Raw genomic sequence first — 19106 nt, 5'->3', positions numbered from 1 at the left:
GCCTGTTCTTAGCTATCAAGAAAAGCGCGCTCGCCTTTGGCGAGATCCGCTTTGCGGATCGCTTCTTTGATAGGATTCTTGAATAGTTTTGAGAACGGCAATAGCGTTTTCTAGAGGTACAAAGGCACGGAGTTTATGGCTAACGTATTCGCTTTGAACTCCCAATTGTTTGAGCCATTGCAATTCAATGGTCGAGTTATGTCCTACAATTTCTAGCCGGTAATCCCCTCGGACTAACACTTTTCTTAGCTCTAGTTTCTCAGTTAGGGATTCTTTTGTTCCCTGGTTCATCACCGATTCGTAGATATCCTCGATTGTCCGTTCATGGCTCAATTCAAAGCTTCTGGCAATGTAAGTCATGGCGCTTTCGCTGACAGCACGACCTAGTAACCGCTCACCATCTTCGGTGTGAATGCGGTATATTCGCATCTGGTTATTGTCAAGCCTTTTCCAAATCGGTAAGAGGACACCCGTAATCAGGTAGAAAGTGGATTCGATGAATTCAGGTTCTTGGGCAATCTGTTGTTCCCACCCTTGTTTGAATGTTTCAGCATCAACCTTAGTCCATAAGGAGTTGTCGAATTCCCAACGTCTCATTTTGGTAGTGTTACAAGGACGAGTTAAGCTGAATCTCGGTTCGCTAATACCATCTTTGTTAACTACGCTGGTGGTTGAAGTGACAACTGCTACTTGATTTGACATTTGGTTCTTAGCGAAGAAGGTGTCACTATAACTGCCTAATCTAATGGCCTCGTCTAAGCTGAGTATCCGATTCAGTTCAGTTTTCTGGATTTCAACCGCGTAACTGGTTCCTCCAGTCACAGGGTCTTGATAGAGTTGTTGTCGGTTTACCACTTCTAGCTTTTCAGCTTTGATAGTCTCGACACCCATTTCATAGATCCCTGCTTCCTTAGCTTTCTCAATGGCAGAACTAATGCACATCTCCAACGTGGTAAACAGGATTTCTTGATCCTCTAACCGCATCGCTAAGACTCGATTGAGGAAGGTTTTCATGGGAGGAAGTTCAGCTTTGAAATCTCCTTCTTTGGTTAGGAGATTTAACCCTGAAATTCTCTCGAATTCCGCTAAAGTCATACCTTCAACTAGTCCTTTATAGAGGCTGAAGTACAATGTCCGTAACGCCTGTTTAGCATAAACAGACTCTAGGTTATCCTCTTCTCGGAAGAGTCCCTGATTGCCTGTTTTGCGTTCACCTTTGGTCAACGCTCCTAAACTAGCTAACCGTCTGGCGATAGTGCTGGTGAAGCGTTTCTCCCCTTTGATGTCGGTGCAAATCACACGATATAAGGGAGGTTGAGCTTGGTTACTGCGGTTGGTTCTCCCAAGTCCCTGTATAGCGACATCAGCTTGCCAGCCGCCTTCTAAGAGATAATGCACCCGTGGGCGTTGATTCTGGCAACTTCTATTGGCGTGGTACGACCTACCTGTTCCTCCTGCCTGGGAGAAGACAAGAATCTGCTTCTCGTCATCCATGAACAACTGGGATTCTGCTAAGTTTGCAGAGCTCGACCGTTTATCGACCATCATGCGATCGCTACCCTCTTTCGTGACTCGGATGATTCGCTTTGAGCGTCCTGTCACTTCAGCCACCGCTTCATACCCAAAATGGTTAATGATTTGGTCTAATGCTGATGGCAAAGGTGGTAACAAGGAGAGTTCTTCGATGAGAGCATCCCTTTGACGTAATGCTTCTTGACAGGGTATAGGATTATCCAGTGAATCGGTCATAAGTTGACTACGCTCATTGCCGTTATCATCTGTGAAGCTCTCATATTGATGTATTGGGAATCCGTTGATCAGATAATCAAAGAGGTATTCTCGTGGAGTAATATCAACGTTGATATCATTCCATTGACTGACTGGAATTTCGTCTAGTCGTCTGTTCAAAAGGGCTTCATCGGTTGAAATCAGTTGAATCACGGCTGCTTTCCCCTCTTTCATATCCGCTTCTATCTGTTTGAGTAGAGTCGGACATTTAATCGAGGTAATCAGATGACCGAAGAATCGTTGTTTAGTGCTTTCAAACCGAGAATAGACGGAGGATTTTGCCCTGCCATTTGTACTACCGAACTTGCTGCTGATTCCCGTAAGCTCAAGGGCTTTCTCAATGTTCTGATAGATAATCTGGTAAGCGTCGGCATACCGGTTGTACATCGCCACTTGAGCCTCGTTGAGTTCGTGTTCAATGATTTCGTACTCAACACCATCAAAACTCACACTACGAGCTAAGTAGAGACCCATAGCCTTAAGGTCGCGGGCTACTACTTCTAAAGCAGCAATCCCACCCTCGGCTACTTGGGATAAGAAATCTTCTCGGTTGATAAAGGGCAAAATCTCTGAGTTCCAGAGCCCTAACCGTTCTAAGTAACTAAGATTCTCTAACTTACTGGCGCCTGTAGCTGATACAAAGACAAACCTCGCATTGGCTAAGACTCGTTGAAGACGTAACCCTGCCAATCCCTGTTGAGAGGCTGCTTTGAGACCTCGTTCGCCGTATTCTGCTACCGCATTGGCCATAGCATGAGACTCATCAAAGACAATAACGTTATCACTGTCTTCGCCAAGCCACTCTATAATTTGCTCAACACGAGAACATTTGTTTGCTTTTGCGGGACTTCTCAATGTGGCATAGGTCAAGAAGAGGATTCCTTCGTTGAGAACAACGGGATCTCCTTGCTTGAACTTGGATAGAGGTACTACCTGAGCAGGATCACCACCAAGGGCTTTCCAGTCTCTCCGAGCATCTTCAAGTAAAGCGTTACTCTTGGAAATCCACACCGCTTTCCTGCGACCTTTTAGCCAATTATCGAGGATAATCCCGGCACACTGGCGTCCTTTTCCTACCCCTGTACCGTCTCCGTTAAACCATGCTTTGCGGTAATGCTTAGCTTCTTTGGTTCCTTCAGGGACTCGTTCTAAAGTGTCGTGGTCAGCATCATACATAAACCAATCAGGTAAGAATTGCTCATGGCTATTCCCTGCATAAATGACACTTTCTAATTGAGCATCAGAGAGTAAGCCTTGCTCAATCACCGCCTTTGGTAGCTTAGGTTTGTAGGTTGGTGTGGGTGGTGCGATCGCTGCCATTGCGGCTGATTCAACGAGTTTAGTTGGATGAACTTTAGCTGCTTTGATATTGATGGTTTGAGGCATATAACGCTCATAGATCCCATCATCGTTGAGGTACTCACCCTCATCTCGCCAATCAATAACGTTGTAATCAACGGTAATGACATCATCGAAAGATACTTTTGCTTGTGGCCTTGTATCTTCTTTGACTTTCTTAGTCTTTTTGCTAGGTTTTGTGATAGGAACTACGACTGATGACTGATGCTTCTTAACCTTTTGTCGAGGTGGGATTTTAGTGTCAATCAAGTCAGCGATTTCATCGAGATTTAAGCATTTGTCGACAATGTAAGAGTCTGCCTCGTCAACTTTATCAATTACCGTAAGTCTGGTATCAATAGTTGTGCCATGTTTGTAGTAGGTCTTACCTTCGATACCAACACTGAAAACGACTTTACCGGGTAACGCTGCGATCGCGTCGCCCCATGTTGTGCTATTGGGTGAGAACGAATCAGAACTTAGTGTAACTAATCGTCCTCCTGCACTTAATCTGTGCAATGCTGAACGAATGTGAGCTAAAGCTGCACTACACCCCTTCTTCTTGCTATGGAGATGGGTGGTAAACGGTGGGTTCATAACTACGACAGTCGGTTTATGCTGAGTTGGGAGCAGATTGTCGATTTGCTCTGCATTGTAGTTATAGACTTTGTGTGAAAAGCCTTGCTTTAGGCATTCGATTCGATCTTCGCTAATTTCATTGAGAATCAGCGATGCCCCTTTAATCTCAGGCCAAATAGCGAGTAGGCCGGTTCCTGCACTTGGCTCTAACACTACATCTTTAGAGGTGATTTGAGCAGCTTCACCCACTAAATACGCTAAAGGTAAAGGGGTACTGAACTGTTGAAGTTTTACCGATTCTTCAGAGCGTAGAGTATGAGTCGGTAATAGGGTTTGTAACTCAATAAGTTCTTTGACGGCTACCATTGGGTGTTCAGCGAGCGTTCCGTGGTATTTTCTCACCCACAAGACTAAGGATAATTCCACAGCATTATAGGCTTGTTTCCAGTTCCAACGCCCTTGGCTATCTGTACCGCCAAAAGCTTCGTTCATGGTTTGTTTGAGGAGACTTGAGGTTATTTTCTGATTAATCGACAGGTAAGAAAGCAGCTTCTCGGCTACAGTTAGTAAGGTTCCTGTCCCAATCACTGGACTACCCAAAGATAGACCACTGAATAATGAACCTTGGGTGAGTGAAGAACTTTTATGAGAGGAAGGCTTCGTAGGTTTTCGTCTTTTATGAGAGGCTTTCTTTGGTTTCTGGGTCGGTGCAGTGGATTCTACCAACCCGAATAAAGACATCTGTTCGGTGTTCATATAATGTTACCTCTATAGCTTTCACCTTATCGGCGCTAGCCATGAGTAACCGATTATTGCTTTGTTAAGCTATTTGTTGAAAAGAAAATTGGTAGGTTTGTTGGAACAGAATCAAAACCTAATGATGGGCTATAATAAGAAGGAGGAACAAATTAAGCAAAACAAATTAGGATTGGAAGTTTAACTGGACTGATTCTCAAATATTGTTTAAATATCCTTATAAATTAGAAAAAATGACTTCTTATCAAACTCAACTAACTTTAGATGAATCTCAGCAAATTGTTCTTGAGAATTTACCTTTTAAGAAAGGAACTAAATTGACAATTAATATTGAAGTTACTAAAGAAGAAAATGAAGCTACATCAGAAGATTTTGAGGCTTTGTTAGAAAAAACTCAAGGAATTTGGACAAAAGACGATGGGTTAGAATATCAATAGAAAATGAGAGAAGTTTCAGCTTCTCAGAATCTGTTATTTATAGATCAAATCGAATAACTCTATGGGGGAGTCTATATTGAAGAGTGGAGTGGACTAGACTCAGAATCGCATCTTCAAGGAAAAAATCATCCAATGGCCAAACTAGGTTTAATAATGGCTGGTACAATACGTCGACAAGCCATTTTCCCACCATGAATATTTCTAGCAACAGGGCCAATTTGTAAAGCAGTTAAACCACCCATAATAAAAAAGTTGGACTTAGGCAGACGTAAATGTTCATCTAGTACCGGCAAACCGTTAACGATTTCTGTCGGATAAGTCTCCAGTACGTTTTGCAATAGGGGATGCTCTTTTGTGTTGAATGTTGTACCAGTAGCTAACCAAATACGATCAAACTGATGCTTGTTTCCATCGTGACAACCAACCTGCCAAAGATTATTTTGCCAATGTGCCTCTCTAACTTGACAGCATTCTTCAATTTGTATTTTACCTTCATGAGATGCCTTTCTTAATTGCAGCATCATTTCAGGAGTCATTGAACCACCATTACGTGCTTGCTGTATTTGCTGATAACGAACATACCAATCAGTTTCAGCGTGAAAGTCTTTAAGATATTTTGGCCCTAACCAACCAGGATCAGCATCAAAAATTTTTTCTTGTAACTGCTTTCTCGTCATCAAAGTAACAGTTGCACCTAAATTTATTGCACCTTTAGCTAAATGTCCGCTACTTAAACCACCACCAACAATTAATATCCTTTCTCCTGTTAACTTAAGTTGGTTGAGATTTACCTGTTGAGAATGACACAATGTCTCTGAAGGATAATTGAGCGGAATCTTCTCTACCCAGTCAGGAAACTGCATTTTCCCACTTCCCGTAGCCAATACCACTCTACGAGTCATAATGGTTTCTTCCGTATCTAAAACCAATTGAAACCGAGGATGCAAAGCACGTTTAATGGGTAAAATGTCTACGACTTTGCCCCGATAAACTTTATCTTCTAACTTCCAGCGACGAATAACTTCATCACAAAAATCATGAAATAGCTTCGTACCTGGTCTATCATAGGGAGGGAACAGTTCATGATGCCGATGTTCAGCAAAGGTTCTTAATTGATGGGGATTAGGATCTGGGTGATGAACCGCAGGGGATCTTAAACAAGGAATTTGTTGAGCTGCAAATTGTTGCTGCCATTGACTCAGCCAAGTTTGACTGGGATCAAAAGCTAAAAATTTATGATAATACTTTGCACGTTTTTGTAAGAGATGGGTGGTTAACGTTAGAGCCTGAACTCCTGCCCCAACAATTGCTAGGTCTATATAATTAGGTAGTGCCACTGCGGATTAATTAAAATTAACGATAATCATTCTCATTGTATAATAATGGTTATCATTTTAATGAACCAGTTCTCCACTAAACATCATGAGTTTTACTGCTGAATCTCTCTATGTACTCGATCGTCTTCGTCCCAAGGCATCTTTACAACGCTTTGTAATTACTGCTGTCACTGGTTTAATGGCGCTCGCTTGTGGAACAGAACCCACACCTCCAAGCAGTTCTGATTCCACACCCGAAACAAGTTCAGGTCCCAAGATTGTTACTACTTTCTTACCGGTTCATTTGTTTACTAAAGCTGTAGTTGGAGATACCGGACAAGTCGATATTTTGATTTCCCCTGGTGCAGAAGTTCACGACTATCAAGCTACCCCAGACGATGCAAAACTGTTAGCACAAGCAGATGTTTTAGTAGAAAATGGTTTGGGGATGGAAGCGTTTCTATCAGATTTAGTTGCCAATGCAGGTAATTCTGAACTTCAACAAATTGATGCTAGTGAAGGAATAGAAGCAATGGAAGGGGAACATGGACATGATGAACACAAACATGATGAACATGGACATGACGAACACAAACATGATGAACATGGACACGGACATCACCATCCAGAAGGAAATCCTCACGTCTGGTTAGATCCTGTTTTAGCGCAACAACAGGTCGCTAATATTAGAGATAGGTTAATTGAAATTGACCCCAGTAATGCAGATAGCTATCGTAGCAATGCTCAAGCTTATATTGAACAACTACAACAGCTAGATAATGAATTTAAAGAAAAATTAGCCCCCGTTCAAGGTTGTAACTTTATTACTTTTCACGATGCTTTTCCCTATCTAGCGCAACGCTACGGACTCGAACAAGAAGCAATAGTAGAAATTCCTGAAGAGAGCATGACTCCCCAAGATATCCAACGAATAAAACAAATAACTGAGGAACATTCTGTTAAAGCTTTATTAACTGAACCAGGAATTGAAGACAAGCGCATTGAGCAAATATCCAGTGACTTAAATCTATCTCTTGAAGCGATTAACCCTCTTGAGGCAGGGGAAACCGATCCCCAATATTATTTTCAAGTAATGCGGAGTAATTTGGAGGCATTGTCAAGAGCCTGTCAAAATACTTAATAAGTGATAGCTTTTCTTGTTTTGCGGCTCTTTTGAATCAAATTAGTAAATTGAATGTACCAAAACCTATCTATTACCCAACCCATCATTAAAGTGAAAGATTTATCGGTAATGCGTGGGGAATATCTAGCAGTCGATAATGTTTCTTTTGAATTATTGCCAGGGACTCATACAGCCATTATTGGTCCAAATGGTGCAGGGAAAAGTACCTTAATTAAATCTATTTTAGGTTTAGTTGAAGCGCAGTCAGGGGAAATTACCTTGTTTGATGGGAATGGTAAACGTTCAAAGCGATTAAAACAGGAAATTGGCTATATTCCCCAAAAGTTTCCCTTTGAACGCACTTTCCCCTTAATCGTATCGGAGTTAGTGGGTTTAGGCTTAAATAGCCAACATTGGTGGTGCGATCGCCAACGAAAACGAGAGATTATCCATCAAGCGTTAGAACAAGTTCATCTAACCAAACAAGCAAATCAAAAAATCGGCACTCTTAGTGGAGGAGAATTAAAGCGAGTTTTATTAGCTTATTGTTTAGTGGTTCCTCGTCGTCTTTTAATTCTCGATGAAGCGTTAGCAGGGGTAGATGCTACGGGAGAGATGGAATTTGCTGCTTTACTCAATAATCTCAAACAAGAACAAAATTGGACGATTTTGGAAGTTTCCCACGATTTAGATTTAGTTAGTCGCTATTGTGACTCGGTAATGTGTTTAAACCGTCGCTTACTTTATCAAGGTTCCCCTCAAACCACTCTCACCCCCGAAAATCTCTTGCACGTATACGGTGCTTTAATTAGTCCTACTTGTCATCATCATGAACCTAGTAAACTTCCTGAGTCTTTTTAGTCTACCCTTTATGCAACGGGCGATACTGGGTGGCGTACTGCTTGGTATTTTAGGGGGAATTTTGGGTAGCTTTTTAATCCTGCGTCGTCTTTCTCTATTCGGCGATACCGTGGGACATTCGGCAATGTTGGGAGTGGTTTTAGCTGCGTTATTAGAACTTCCTGCCACTTGGACGTTAATGGGTTTTACCGTTGCTTTTGGTTTAGGAGTTATTTATTTGATTGACAGAACTGATCTCGGTAGCGATACAGTATTGTGTATTTCCTTATCAGGTTCCATCGCTTTAGGCACCATTGGTTTTAGTTATTTAAAGGGATATCGGGGTAATTTATTATCGATTTTATTTGGGGATATTTTAGCTATTAGCAATACCGATTTGATTTTATTATTATTAATTTTAGCTGTAACGATAGCCTGGATTCTTATTAGTTTACCAGAGCAAATATTACTTACCCTTAATAGCGATTTAGCTTTAGTAAAAGGTGTACCCGTTCGCAGCCATCGTTATTTTTTTATCGTGCTTTTAGCCATTACGATCGCCCTAACGATTCGTGCCGTTGGTATTTTATTGGTTAATGGTTTTTTAGTTATTCCTGCTGCAACTGCCAGATTAATTTGTCAGCAGTTTGTACCATTTTTAGCCACTGCTGCTGGTATGGGTGCGTTTAGTGGGGTAATGGGAATGGTTATTTCTGGTGCGATCGATCTACCGAGTGGTCCTAGTATTGTTTTGGTTCAGTTGTTTGGGTTTTTGGCAGTGGCTTTATGGTGTCAGCAGGGTTAAATGATTCTATTATTGCTCTTGAATAACCCTACCATATAGACGGATAGCCTGCACTCCTTCCCCTTATTTTAATAGAAACTTAGGCAAAAATTAAATTTTCACTACTTATGATACACTACCTAAATTTATAAGGGTTTGAGGCTTGTCATTTCAGATAGGTTTAGCGGGGACAGCGTTGCTCTGCACTCGAACAGCGAGACCGCAAATATTTTAACAGTGTAGAAGAGCATACTTACTACTCAAACCCCAAACCCCAAACCCAAACGGGATATAATGATAATGATTATTATTCTACAGAATCCTAATAAATAAAATTAGCCTCAAGTTACTAGCTATTGTTCCTTTAGTTACTACCAAAGTTTCTAACTCACGTTGCTTAGAAAGTAAAAATATCATGAAAGCTAAATATACTCGTTCTCAAGCGCAAATTAATGAACTACATCTAGCCACTTTGTTGAGCTAGATGTTTCTGACGCTTCTTTGCATTGTTGTGCTTTTTCGCCCCTAGTTGCCTCATGCTTCCGCATAAAGTAGAGCTAGGCGACTCTACGTCTAAAGAGGACAGTTCCTGCCCCCTTGCCCAGTTTAAACACACCTGGGCTGATGCAACATCTCTGTCGCAACTATAAAGGCACTTTTCGCAGTTGTGCTGGCGTTCTGCTAATGTCTTTTTCTTTTGATGACCACAATTAGGACAAGTCTGAGATGGCTTAACTTTTCGAGTAGGAACCTCAATGTAAAACCCACCTGCTTCGGTAACTTTGCTTTTTATTAATGATTTTAAGTTACCAATTCCAACGTCAAGAATTGACCGATTTAATCCAGTCTTTTGACGTTTTCTTTTGCTACCTCTTTTAGCTTTTTTGGTCATTCCTTTTAGGTTTAATTTCTCAGTTGCCACCAAGCTATTACAGCTAACTATTTGTGTGGAAACTTGATGATGCCAGTTTTGTCTTTGACGACCAACTAAAGATTGAATCTTACCGATTTTTCTAACAGCTTTTTTCCATCTTCTAGACCCTTTTACTCCCTTTTTTCCTGCACGTTTCTTTCTAGATTTCTTTGCTGTTTTGTTGATTTTATCCTGTGATTGTTTGAGAAATCTAGGATTATCAATAACAGTGCCATCGTCAAAAGCAAGTGCATGATGAGTCCCAAAATCGATACCACAAGCCTCTTTACCTGTTTCTCGTTTTGGATCACAACTAACAGTAACAGAAGCGTACCATTTTCCTTGTTTAAAGATGATAGTGCAAGTATTTGGTGTTCCCCAATCTCTTGCTTTACCCCTCATCTTTATTGTTCCAAAATTAGAAAGTGTCAACTTTCCATGATGTCCATTACTGTCTATTTTCCCAACCAGCTTTATCAGGATAAGTCCACCCTTTATATCTTCTTGAAGACTTTAGTTTCGGATAACCTGATTTAATCTTGAAAAAACGTTGGAAAGCAAAATCAACCCGTTTTACAGTTGCTTGAAGGGCATGGCTACCAAGGTCTTTGTATTCTGGCCAATCTTTTTTAAACTCAGGTAATGAGTTTTGTTGGTCAAAGTAATTAATGGATTTACCAAACTTTTTGTATTGAGTTTTTCGATTAACTACACAAGCATTGTATAAATCTTTGTGTAAACGTCTCCAATAATGAAGTTTCTCATTTTGTTCTTTATTTGGGTAAAGTCTAAACGTGATTCTTTTAGTAGCCATGTTGCCGACCTCAACAGAACTGATATGATGATTTTAGTCTAATTACCTGTAGGGTGTCAAGATGAAACCAAGAAAAGGGTCACATAGTGTTTTTAGTGTGCGGTTACACTTTGTTTTTGTTACTCACTATAGACGCAAAGTAATAACCGCCCTAATGCTAGAGCGATTAAGAGAAATGATTTGGCAAGTATCTCGCAAAATGGATTGTGAGTTACTAGAGTTTTCGGGTGAAATGGATCATGTCCATATCTTATTAGATTTCCATCCTAAAAACTCTATTTCTACAGTTGCAGGGTGTCTTAAAAGTTCGACAGCTAGAGTCATGAAAAAAGACTTTCCTGAACAAGTAACTAAGTTTTATAAAGACAAAGTTTCTTTTTGGTCTAAGTCTTATTATGTCACTTCTTCTGGTGGCGCACCTATTGAAAAGTTAAAAGAATATATCAAGAACCAAGATGCTCCGAAAAGTTAATTTGACAATTTTTCGGACATTGAGTCCTCAAATTGTCGTGCTTTCCTTCCCTAGTCCGCTACGCTGAGACTAGGGACTGACGCACTGAAGTTCAGGTACTCAAGTCGTTAAATTATGCTATTTCCGCCCAGAACTTATATGCAGAACTCAAAGATCGAGATCAGCCTTTAGGACTAGCAACAGTTTACCGTGCCTTGGAAGCTTTAAAAACTCAAGGAACTGTGAAAGCACGAATTTTAACCAGTGGGGAAGCACTTTACAGTTTAATTTCTCACGATCATCACCACATAAATTGTGTTAGTTGTGGTCAATCTTTCGTGATTAATGAGTGTCCTGTCCATGACTTAGAAGAACGATTAGAGCAGACTTATCACTTCCAAGTCTACTATCATACTTTAGAATTTTTTGGGCGATGCCCTCAATGTCAAGACAATCAAGTACAATGAGAATCATTATCATTTTTGAGTCAGTGTGAGGAATTGAATGATTAATCGCTGTTTTTTCTTTAATAATGTAATCCTAGTTTTAGGAATGATTCTGTTTTCTACGTCTCCCAGTCAAGCTTTACCTACTCAAGACTTGTCTTTAAAAGAGTCTCGTGGTGACTTTTTGCGTCGTCAGGGTACAGTGTCTTTAGAAAAAGAAGAAACATCCCCCTTGCCTCAGTTACCGAAAATTGATCGAGATTTTCATCTAAGACAATCTCGGGATGGCTTTTTGAACCCTGGTAGTCGTCAGCAACGCTCCATGAGTCAAGTAACCAGTGTGTCTGAGTTACAAGACATATCACCCACTGACTGGGCTTATGAAGCTTTACGCAGTCTTGTAGAACGCTATGGCTGTATTGTGGGATATCCTGACCGTACCTTCCGAGGCAATAGGGCGTTATCCCGTTACGAATTCGCTGCCGGCTTAAATGCCTGTCTCAATACCATGGAACGATTAATCCAGGAAAATGTTGCCGTTTTACGGGAAGACATCGAAAAATTGAAACGGTTGGCACAGGAATTTGAACAAGAATTGATCGCTTTGGGCGCAAGGTTGAGCAATTTAGAGGAACGGGTCGCTTATCTTGAAGATCATCAATTTTCAACCACGACTAAGTTAACTGGAGAGTTTGTGGTCGGTTTAACGGGTATTACCAGTGGAGAAAGAAACGGAGGAACTGAAGAAATTAACAAAATTACTAACTTCGGTTACAGGGGACGACTGGAATTAAATACCACCTTTGATGGTAATGATTTGCTCTATACCCGTCTCGCAACAGGCACTGTACCCGCCTATTCTGACATCACAGGGACGTTTGAAGGAGAATTAGGCTTTTCGCAACCTGACGACAGTGATCTCGCCGTAGAACTGATTATTTACGAGTTTGACCTGGCTGAAAATATCAGGATGTTTGTTGAACCGGTTGGGGGTGCGTTTGATGACTTTGTACCAACAGTCAACTTTTTGGACGGTGACGGAGCTTTTGGGGCGATTTCTGCCTTTGGTAGTCGTAATCCTCTTTATTATATGGGTGAAGGTCCAGGAATTGGCTTTCAGGGTCGTTTGTTTGAGGTGTTTGAGTGGAGTGGGGGTTATTTAGCAACTGATGGTAATGACCCCTCTTTGGGTGCAGGGATGTTTAATGGTCCTTATGGGTTAATAGGACAATTTGCCTATGAGCCCAGTGACCGATTAAAAGTCGCGTTTACCTATGTTCATGGTTACAATAATTTAGATTCGGGAACAGGGACTCTTCGCTCCAATTTTCAAACCTTTGTCGAAGAAGAATTTGAAGAGTCTGTAAATACGGTTAATAACTCCTACGGGGTGGAATTTACTTGGCGTATTTTTGATCGGTTTGTATTAGGAGGTTGGGGCGGTTTTACTAGCACGAGAACCCTAAATGCTATTGATGCTGGTGACGAGTTTGATGTGATTCAACGAGGTAAGTTAGATATTTGGAATTGGGCGGCAACCTTAGCCTTTCCTGATGCGTTTAAAGAAGGGGATACGGGAGCTATTATTGTGGGTATGGAGCCGTGGGTTTCTAAAGCCGATATTAATTTTCCTGACGATGTAAGAAGAACGGATCAAGATAGTTCTTTTCATATTGAAGCCATTTATCAATATCCTATTAATGACAACATTGTAATTACCCCTGGCATTATTGTTATTACTGAGCCTGATTTTGATGATCGAAATGAAGCGTTAGTGATTGGTACAATTCGTACCACGTTTACATTCTAATTGAGCAATTAAAACTAATCATTCATCATGCTGATGTTGGACAAAAGTTCTTAATTGATGGGGATTTGGCTCAGGGTGATGAACAGCGGGGATCTCAAATATCGCTAGGTCTATATAGTCAGGTAATTTGACTTTCTAAAAAAATAATAATGATTATCACACAATTAAAATGATAATCATTATTATTTTAATTGTGTCTATCAACTTAATCTTATTAAAGTCATTAGAGGTAAAAATCAGATGAAAACGCCCATAATATCGCTTTTGCTGTTAACACTCCCCCTTGTCTCCGCTCAAGCGGCTTCGTTTGATTTGACGGATAATAACAGTGAAATTAGGGTGGATGATAGAAACGGAATTACTATTTGGTATGTGGATGGAAGTCCTGATAATGTGTTTCTTTCCAATTATTACTATCGAATTGGACCAACAGGAAACGAATCTCCCTTTTTTGACGGATTGGGAACCCCAACGGTGACTCAACCAACAGGCAATCAACTGGAATTGACTTATACAGGAACGGAGTTACAAGCTGTAGTGAATTATGAGTTATTGGGAGGAGATTTAGGGAGTAGCCGCTCTTTTATTGATAAATCTGTTACTTTAACTAATCTTTCCGGGCAAAATCTAGATTTTCACCTTTTTGACTACAGTGATTTTGATATTAAGTTTGACCAGGCAAATCAAAAGGATCAGGCGATCGCATTAGATTTTGGGACAATTATTCTGAATAGCGCGACAAAACCCCTATCAATTCTTACCCAAGTCAGTCCCACTCCATCTCACTATGAAATTGCTGATTTTGTGACGCTTTACAATAAGTTTTTTAATGATCTTGATGGTCCCACAACGTTACCCGATAATCCCCCTCTGAATGTTCCTTTTCCGATTCCTCCGAGTGATAATGCCTTCGCTTTTCAATGGGATTTTAACCTAAATGCAGGAGAATCTGTGACTTTCAATAGTCAGTTTAACTATGCTCCTGTTCCTGAGCCAAGTGGTCTATTTTCATTGATTGGGTTAGGTATTTTAGGGGGAATTTCTTTAACTCGTCGTGTCAAATAATAAATAATAATAATCATTCTCGTTGTATAATAGTGATTATCATTTTGATGAACCAGTTCGCCACTAGAGGTTATGAGTTCTACCACTGAATATCTTTCCTTACTCCATCGTCCTCGTCGCCTTCGTCGTACCTCCTCCTTACGCCGTATGGTACGTGAAACCCAATTAACAGTTAATGATCTGATTTATCCCGTGTTTGTTATGGAAGGAGAAAACCAACAACAAGAAATCCCTTCCATGCCAGAAATCTATCGTTATACCCTCGATTTACTGCTCAAAGAAATAGCCGATGCTGCTAATTTAGGGATCAATGCGATCGCACTTTTTCCCCTCATTCCTACAGAAAAGAAAGATAACGCAGGAACAGAAAGCTATAACCCCGATGGTTTAGTACAGCATACTATCAAAGCCATTAAACAAGAAATTCCTGAAATGACTGTCATTACTGATGTAGCACTTGATCCTTTTTCTAGCTACGGTCATGATGGCATCGTCAAAGATGGCAAAATTCTCAACGATGAAACAGTAGAAGTATTAGTAAAACAAGCCATTTCTCAAGCGGAAGCCGGAGCCGACATCGTAGCCCCTTCCGATATGATGGATGGGAGAATAGGGGCAATTCGTCAAGGTTTAGATGCTGCTGGTTATTTTGAGGTAGGAATCCTGGCTTATTCAGCAAAATATGCCTCAGCCTATTATGGACCTTTCCGCGATGCTTTAGAATCTGCTCCCCAATTTGGTGACAAACAAACCTATCAAATGAACCCTGCTAATAGTCGAGAAGCCATTAAAGAAGTGGCTTTGGATATTGCTGAAGGAGCGGATATCGTAATGGTTAAACCAGCTTTAGCTTATCTCGATATTATTGGTCGCATTAAAGAATATACTAACTTACCTGTTGCTGCTTATAACGTCAGTGGTGAATATGCAATGGTTAAAGCGGCTGCCGAGCAAGGTTGGATTGATGAAAAGCAAGTAATTTTAGAAACCCTTACCAGTATGAAACGGGCAGGGGCAGATTTGATTCTGACTTATTTTGCCAAACAAGTCGCTTTGATGTTGCGCTAAAGATCCTTTAAATCCTCAAAATTTTCCTTGCAACAGACTTTAAATTTTTGGCTATAATGATTATCATTATTGAAATATCCTTCTATGATTATTGCTGTCGCTAGTCCCCCAGGTGCGGGCAAAACCCAGTGGATTCACCAACAAATCCCCCAAACCAATACATCGGTAGGCTATTTCAGCCCTGAAACTGATTCTATCCCCATTGATGCAATTTATCTCCAAAGTAAATATCCTCAATTGAAGTTTTATCAGACAGGAGAAGAAGCAGCATTAACTGACACCATCACTTATGTTGAAATTCCCTGGTATTTAGATTTAGCAGGAATTGAACCGTTACTGCAAACTGTTAATTCCCATCGAGTCGCTATGATTCCAGATGATACAGACAGTACAGAATTAAAGAGTTGGGCAGATGAAATTATTCCAGGAACTAACATCACTAATCAAACCACAGCTTTACAGATTCATCGGGGCGTTTTGACGGGAGAAATCCTAGATTTTGATAGTTTAGCTACTTTTTGGCTGGAACTTACCCAAGGTGCTTACGGTGAGGTAGTTCGGGCCAAGGGAATCTTTGATTTAGCAGACGGACAAATTTATTATGGTGACTTTACATCAGGGAAAGCAGAATTAGAATTCAAACCCTTAAATTTACCCCGTTGGTTAGATGGTAGACCAGATCGTTTTAGTGGTTTTGAAATAGTGGGTAGTAATTTAGATAAAGCTGAAATTGTTCAGACTGTCCAAGATTGCTGTGTTCCCGAAGATGCTATTAATTATTATCAACAACAAGTAAAAGAAGCTTTAGCAACTGAATTAGAAGTAGAGGCAGTATGAAAATAGCAGTAATATCCGATATTCATGGTAATTATGCAGCTTTAGATGCAGTTTTACTGGATATCGACCAACAAAAAGCCGAAAAAATCTATTGTCTTGGGGATCTAGTGGGTTATGGTCCTTTTCCCAATGCTGTTACCGCACAAATTCGCTCTTTAGACATTCCCACTGTACAGGGTTGTTGGGATGACGATATTGTGGAAGGACTCAACTCCTGTGAATGTAGTTATCCTTCTCTGTTAGCAGAAAAAAGAGGGGTAATCGCCCACGAATGGACAAATAAGCACGTTAATCCAGAAGTTCGGGAATATTTAGCCCAACTCCCCCAGACTTATAAAGAAGGGAATCTCTGTTTCGCACATGGGAGTCCTCATAGCAACCACGAATATTTGTTACCGGAAATGGATGCTTTTACTGCTTTAGAAAGAGTCCTTTCCAGTGATGCAGAGATATTATTTTGTGGACATACCCATGTTCCCTACGTTCGCACCCTAGATGCTGGACAATTACAGGTAAGCGTTCATCAACCTAATAAAAAGGAACAACCTACTGTTAGTTTTAATACTCCTCTCAAACGTATTATCAATGTTGGTTCGGTTGGGGAACCCCGTCATGGTCGTCCTAATGCTACCTATGTTATCTATGATACGGAGACACAAGAGGTAAACTTACGAGAAGTGGAGTATGACTATAAAATAACCTGTGCTGCCATTTTAGATGCTGGTTTACCACCGATTTTTGCTTGGCGTTTGGCTAGGGGTTTAGAATTTGCCGAAAAAGCGGACGATCCGACTCATGTTTGCGAAAGGTAACTTAAATTACTTAAATATAAAGAATAGAAAATCAATGTGGGCAATTTTAAGTGGAATTGAAGGAAATATCGCAGCTTACTCAGCAATATTGGCAGATATCAAACGCCAACGCATTCCAGTAGAAGCATTGTATATTTTAGGGGATGTCATAGCAGCCAACCCCAATAGCGAAAAAGTAATCAGACGAATTCAAAACCCTTTACCTGGAGAATTACAACCCCAAGTCTGTGTCGGTTGGTGGGAGGAACAATGCTTTGCTTTACACGCTGTCGGTTCAACAGCAGAACCCACAGAATTAATTGATCGCTTTGGAATGGAAACCGTACAACTTCTTTGGGACTCTGTATCTCGTGAAACGGTACAATGGTTACGCAACTGTCATTTTGGTTTCTTGGAATTAGATTGTTTGTTAATTCATGGTAGCACCGTTAGTGCCAGCGATGAGTTAACCCCCGAAACCCCACCCTGGCAAATGCTCGACCGTTTGCAAAGAGTTGAGGCCAATTCTCTTTTTTGTGGTCGTTCCGGTCAAGTGTTTGAATATGTACTACAAGGGGGTTCGGTTAATAGTTCGGTGATGACTTTAGATCGCCAGCAACCCATGCAAACCATGACGGCAACCAAAAGAAGGGTTGTCGGAGTAGGAAATGTCGGTAGAGAACCTGGAAAGGCTACCTATACCCTTTATAGTCCCAATAGCGATCGCCTGGAGTTTAAGACAGTTTACTATGGGGAAAAAAAGGGTTTTGGTAATTAAATCAAATTAATTCAATTCTTGGCCTGTGGTTGTGGTAGGAACAGACAAACAATGCTCGATCTGTTCATATAATGTGTTCTTATCCAAATTTTGTCCAATTAAAACCAATTGATTTTTGGGTGTCCCTTTCCATTGATCATCTTCTAAAGTAAACCGTTTACCACTGAGATGAAAAATGTGGCGATCGCTACTTTCATTGAACCATAAAATACCTTTAGCTCGAAAAACATTTTTGGGGATTTGGTTATCTAGAAAATATTGAAATTTCCGAAGAGAAAAAGGTTTATCGCTTTCAAAAGAAACGGAGGTAAAACCATCATTTTCTAAATGATGGGAATGGTGATCATGGTGATGATGATCGTGGTCATGATCATGGTGATGGTGATGGTGATGGTGATCATGGTCGTGATCGTGGTGATGTTCAACCTCTTGCTGCTCAAAATACTTATCAGATTCAAATAATCCCACACTCAGAATTAAAGGTAAGGAAACTTGAGATTTTTTAGTGCGCAAAATTCTAGCAGAACCTTTTACATCTCTAATTCTATTTTCTAAAGCATCAACCTCCTTTTCATCTACTAAGTCAGTCTTATTTAAAACAATAATATCTCCATAAGCAATCTGACTTCGAGCCGCTTCTGACTTAAATAAATCGAGGCTGAAATTAGCACAATCTACCATACTAACGATAGAATCTAGACGAGTCATGTCTCTTAATTCTGTTCCCAAAAACGTTAAAGCAACTGGAAGCGGATCAGCTAACCCTGTGGTTTCAACAATTAGATAATCTACTTTTTCAGGACGCTCTAAAACTTTATGAACTGCTTTAACTAAATCTTGATTAATTGTGCAACAGACGCAGCCATTGTTGAGTTCTACTATATTATCTTCAGTGCTAACAATCAACTCATTATCAATACCAATTTCCCCAAACTCATTCACTAAAACGGCTGTTTTTATTCCTTCTTGATTGGTTAAAATATGGTTGAGAAGTGTTGTTTTTCCACTTCCGAGAAACCCAGTAATAACTGTTACAGGTATCCCCCGTTTGGGTGCATCCATTGTGTCATTGTTTCCTGACTGTTTATCCACTATTTGCATAATTTTTCCTGTAGTTAACTTATGGGCAAGAAAACAACCAACAGGTAGATTAACTCTATCGGTTGATATAC

Annotated in this window: 16 protein-coding genes and 1 pseudogene; 12 read left to right on the top strand and 5 right to left on the bottom strand. The window is 40.4% G+C overall.

Annotated elements, in window-relative coordinates; genetic code table 11:
• Positions 1–15: 15 nt before the first annotated feature.
• Positions 16–4461 (bottom strand): strawberry notch-like NTP hydrolase domain-containing protein, encoded by a 4446-nt coding sequence (locus CY0110_RS14425; RefSeq protein ID WP_008276195.1) that lies wholly within the window; start codon positions 4459–4461, stop codon positions 16–18.
• A gap of 233 nt (positions 4462–4694) precedes the next feature.
• Here CY0110_RS14425 and CY0110_RS14420 point away from each other — a divergent pair, with 233 nt between their 5' ends.
• Positions 4695–4898, top strand: coding sequence for a hypothetical protein (locus tag CY0110_RS14420; protein WP_035799492.1), 204 nt, complete (start codon positions 4695–4697; stop codon positions 4896–4898).
• Between the two features lie 125 nt (positions 4899–5023).
• Here CY0110_RS14420 and CY0110_RS14415 read toward each other — a convergent pair whose 3' ends face one another.
• Positions 5024–6235 (bottom strand): NAD(P)-binding domain-containing protein, encoded by a 1212-nt coding sequence (locus CY0110_RS14415; protein WP_008276193.1) that lies wholly within the window; start codon positions 6233–6235, stop codon positions 5024–5026.
• An 85-nt stretch (positions 6236–6320) separates the two neighbouring features.
• On the opposite strand from CY0110_RS14415, the gene CY0110_RS14410 reads away from it, so the two are divergent.
• The 3 genes from CY0110_RS14410 to CY0110_RS14400 are packed head-to-tail and all read left to right on the top strand — an operon-like array spanning position 6321 to position 8982.
• The gene (locus CY0110_RS14410) at positions 6321–7355 is read left to right on the top strand and encodes a metal ABC transporter solute-binding protein, Zn/Mn family (RefSeq protein ID WP_008276192.1); all 1035 of its coding nucleotides are present in this window, start codon (positions 6321–6323) and stop codon (positions 7353–7355) included.
• Between the two features lie 54 nt (positions 7356–7409).
• Positions 7410–8198, top strand: a complete 789-nt coding sequence (locus tag CY0110_RS14405) for a metal ABC transporter ATP-binding protein (RefSeq protein WP_008276191.1) — start codon at positions 7410–7412, stop codon at positions 8196–8198.
• A 10-nt stretch (positions 8199–8208) separates the two neighbouring features.
• Entirely contained in the window at positions 8209–8982 is a 774-nt protein-coding gene (locus CY0110_RS14400; protein WP_008276190.1) for a metal ABC transporter permease, read from the top strand.
• 442 nt (positions 8983–9424) lie between these two features.
• On the opposite strand, the gene CY0110_RS14395 is transcribed toward CY0110_RS14400, so the two are convergent.
• Positions 9425–10276, bottom strand: coding sequence for an RNA-guided endonuclease InsQ/TnpB family protein (locus tag CY0110_RS14395; RefSeq protein ID WP_008276189.1), 852 nt, complete (start codon positions 10274–10276; stop codon positions 9425–9427).
• Positions 10277–10322: 46 nt separating this feature from the next.
• Entirely contained in the window at positions 10323–10688 is a 366-nt protein-coding gene (locus CY0110_RS30920) for an RNA-guided endonuclease InsQ/TnpB family protein (protein ID WP_008276188.1), read from the bottom strand.
• Between the two features lie 61 nt (positions 10689–10749).
• Here CY0110_RS30920 and tnpA point away from each other — a divergent pair, with 61 nt between their 5' ends.
• The 8 genes and pseudogenes from tnpA (at position 10750) to CY0110_RS14355 (ending at position 17934) form a co-directional block, all read left to right on the top strand.
• Positions 10750–11160 carry an IS200/IS605 family transposase gene (gene tnpA, locus CY0110_RS14390; RefSeq protein ID WP_035799468.1) on the top strand — a complete coding sequence of 137 codons (411 nt, stop codon included), beginning with the start codon at positions 10750–10752 and terminating at the stop codon, positions 11158–11160.
• Between the two features lie 89 nt (positions 11161–11249).
• Positions 11250–11606 (top strand): annotated as a pseudogene (locus tag CY0110_RS14385) (Fur family transcriptional regulator); the annotation flags it as partial.
• 37 nt (positions 11607–11643) lie between these two features.
• Positions 11644–13395 (top strand): iron uptake porin, encoded by a 1752-nt coding sequence (locus CY0110_RS14380; protein WP_008276185.1) that lies wholly within the window; start codon positions 11644–11646, stop codon positions 13393–13395.
• A 240-nt stretch (positions 13396–13635) separates the two neighbouring features.
• A complete protein-coding gene (locus tag CY0110_RS14375) occupies positions 13636–14460 on the top strand; it encodes a PEP-CTERM sorting domain-containing protein (RefSeq protein ID WP_232285728.1) in 825 nt (274 codons plus the stop codon).
• 72 nt (positions 14461–14532) lie between these two features.
• On the top strand, positions 14533–15528 hold the full coding sequence (gene hemB, locus CY0110_RS14370; protein ID WP_008276182.1) for a porphobilinogen synthase: 996 nt from the start codon (positions 14533–14535) through the stop codon (positions 15526–15528).
• Between the two features lie 84 nt (positions 15529–15612).
• The gene (locus CY0110_RS14365) at positions 15613–16365 is read left to right on the top strand and encodes a GTP-binding protein (protein ID WP_008276181.1); all 753 of its coding nucleotides are present in this window, start codon (positions 15613–15615) and stop codon (positions 16363–16365) included.
• Positions 16362–17177: a metallophosphoesterase family protein gene (locus tag CY0110_RS14360; RefSeq protein ID WP_008276180.1), complete on the top strand. Its 816-nt coding sequence runs from the start codon at positions 16362–16364 to the stop codon at positions 17175–17177. The genes CY0110_RS14365 and CY0110_RS14360 overlap by 4 nt, the downstream gene beginning before the upstream one ends.
• Positions 17178–17211: 34 nt before the next feature.
• Complete coding sequence (locus CY0110_RS14355; protein WP_008276179.1) at positions 17212–17934, top strand: hypothetical protein; 723 nt, start codon at positions 17212–17214, stop codon at positions 17932–17934.
• 6 nt (positions 17935–17940) lie between these two features.
• Here CY0110_RS14355 and CY0110_RS14350 read toward each other — a convergent pair whose 3' ends face one another.
• Positions 17941–19035 carry a CobW family GTP-binding protein gene (locus CY0110_RS14350; protein ID WP_008276178.1) on the bottom strand — a complete coding sequence of 365 codons (1095 nt, stop codon included), beginning with the start codon at positions 19033–19035 and terminating at the stop codon, positions 17941–17943.
• Between the last annotated feature and the right edge of the window lie 71 nt (positions 19036–19106).

The organism is Crocosphaera chwakensis CCY0110, from assembly GCF_000169335.1.
GTDB lineage: Bacteria > Cyanobacteriota > Cyanobacteriia > Cyanobacteriales > Microcystaceae > Crocosphaera > Crocosphaera chwakensis.
The sequence above is the reverse complement of the archived record's forward strand: the minus strand, read 5'-3'. Positions and strand labels throughout refer to the sequence as shown.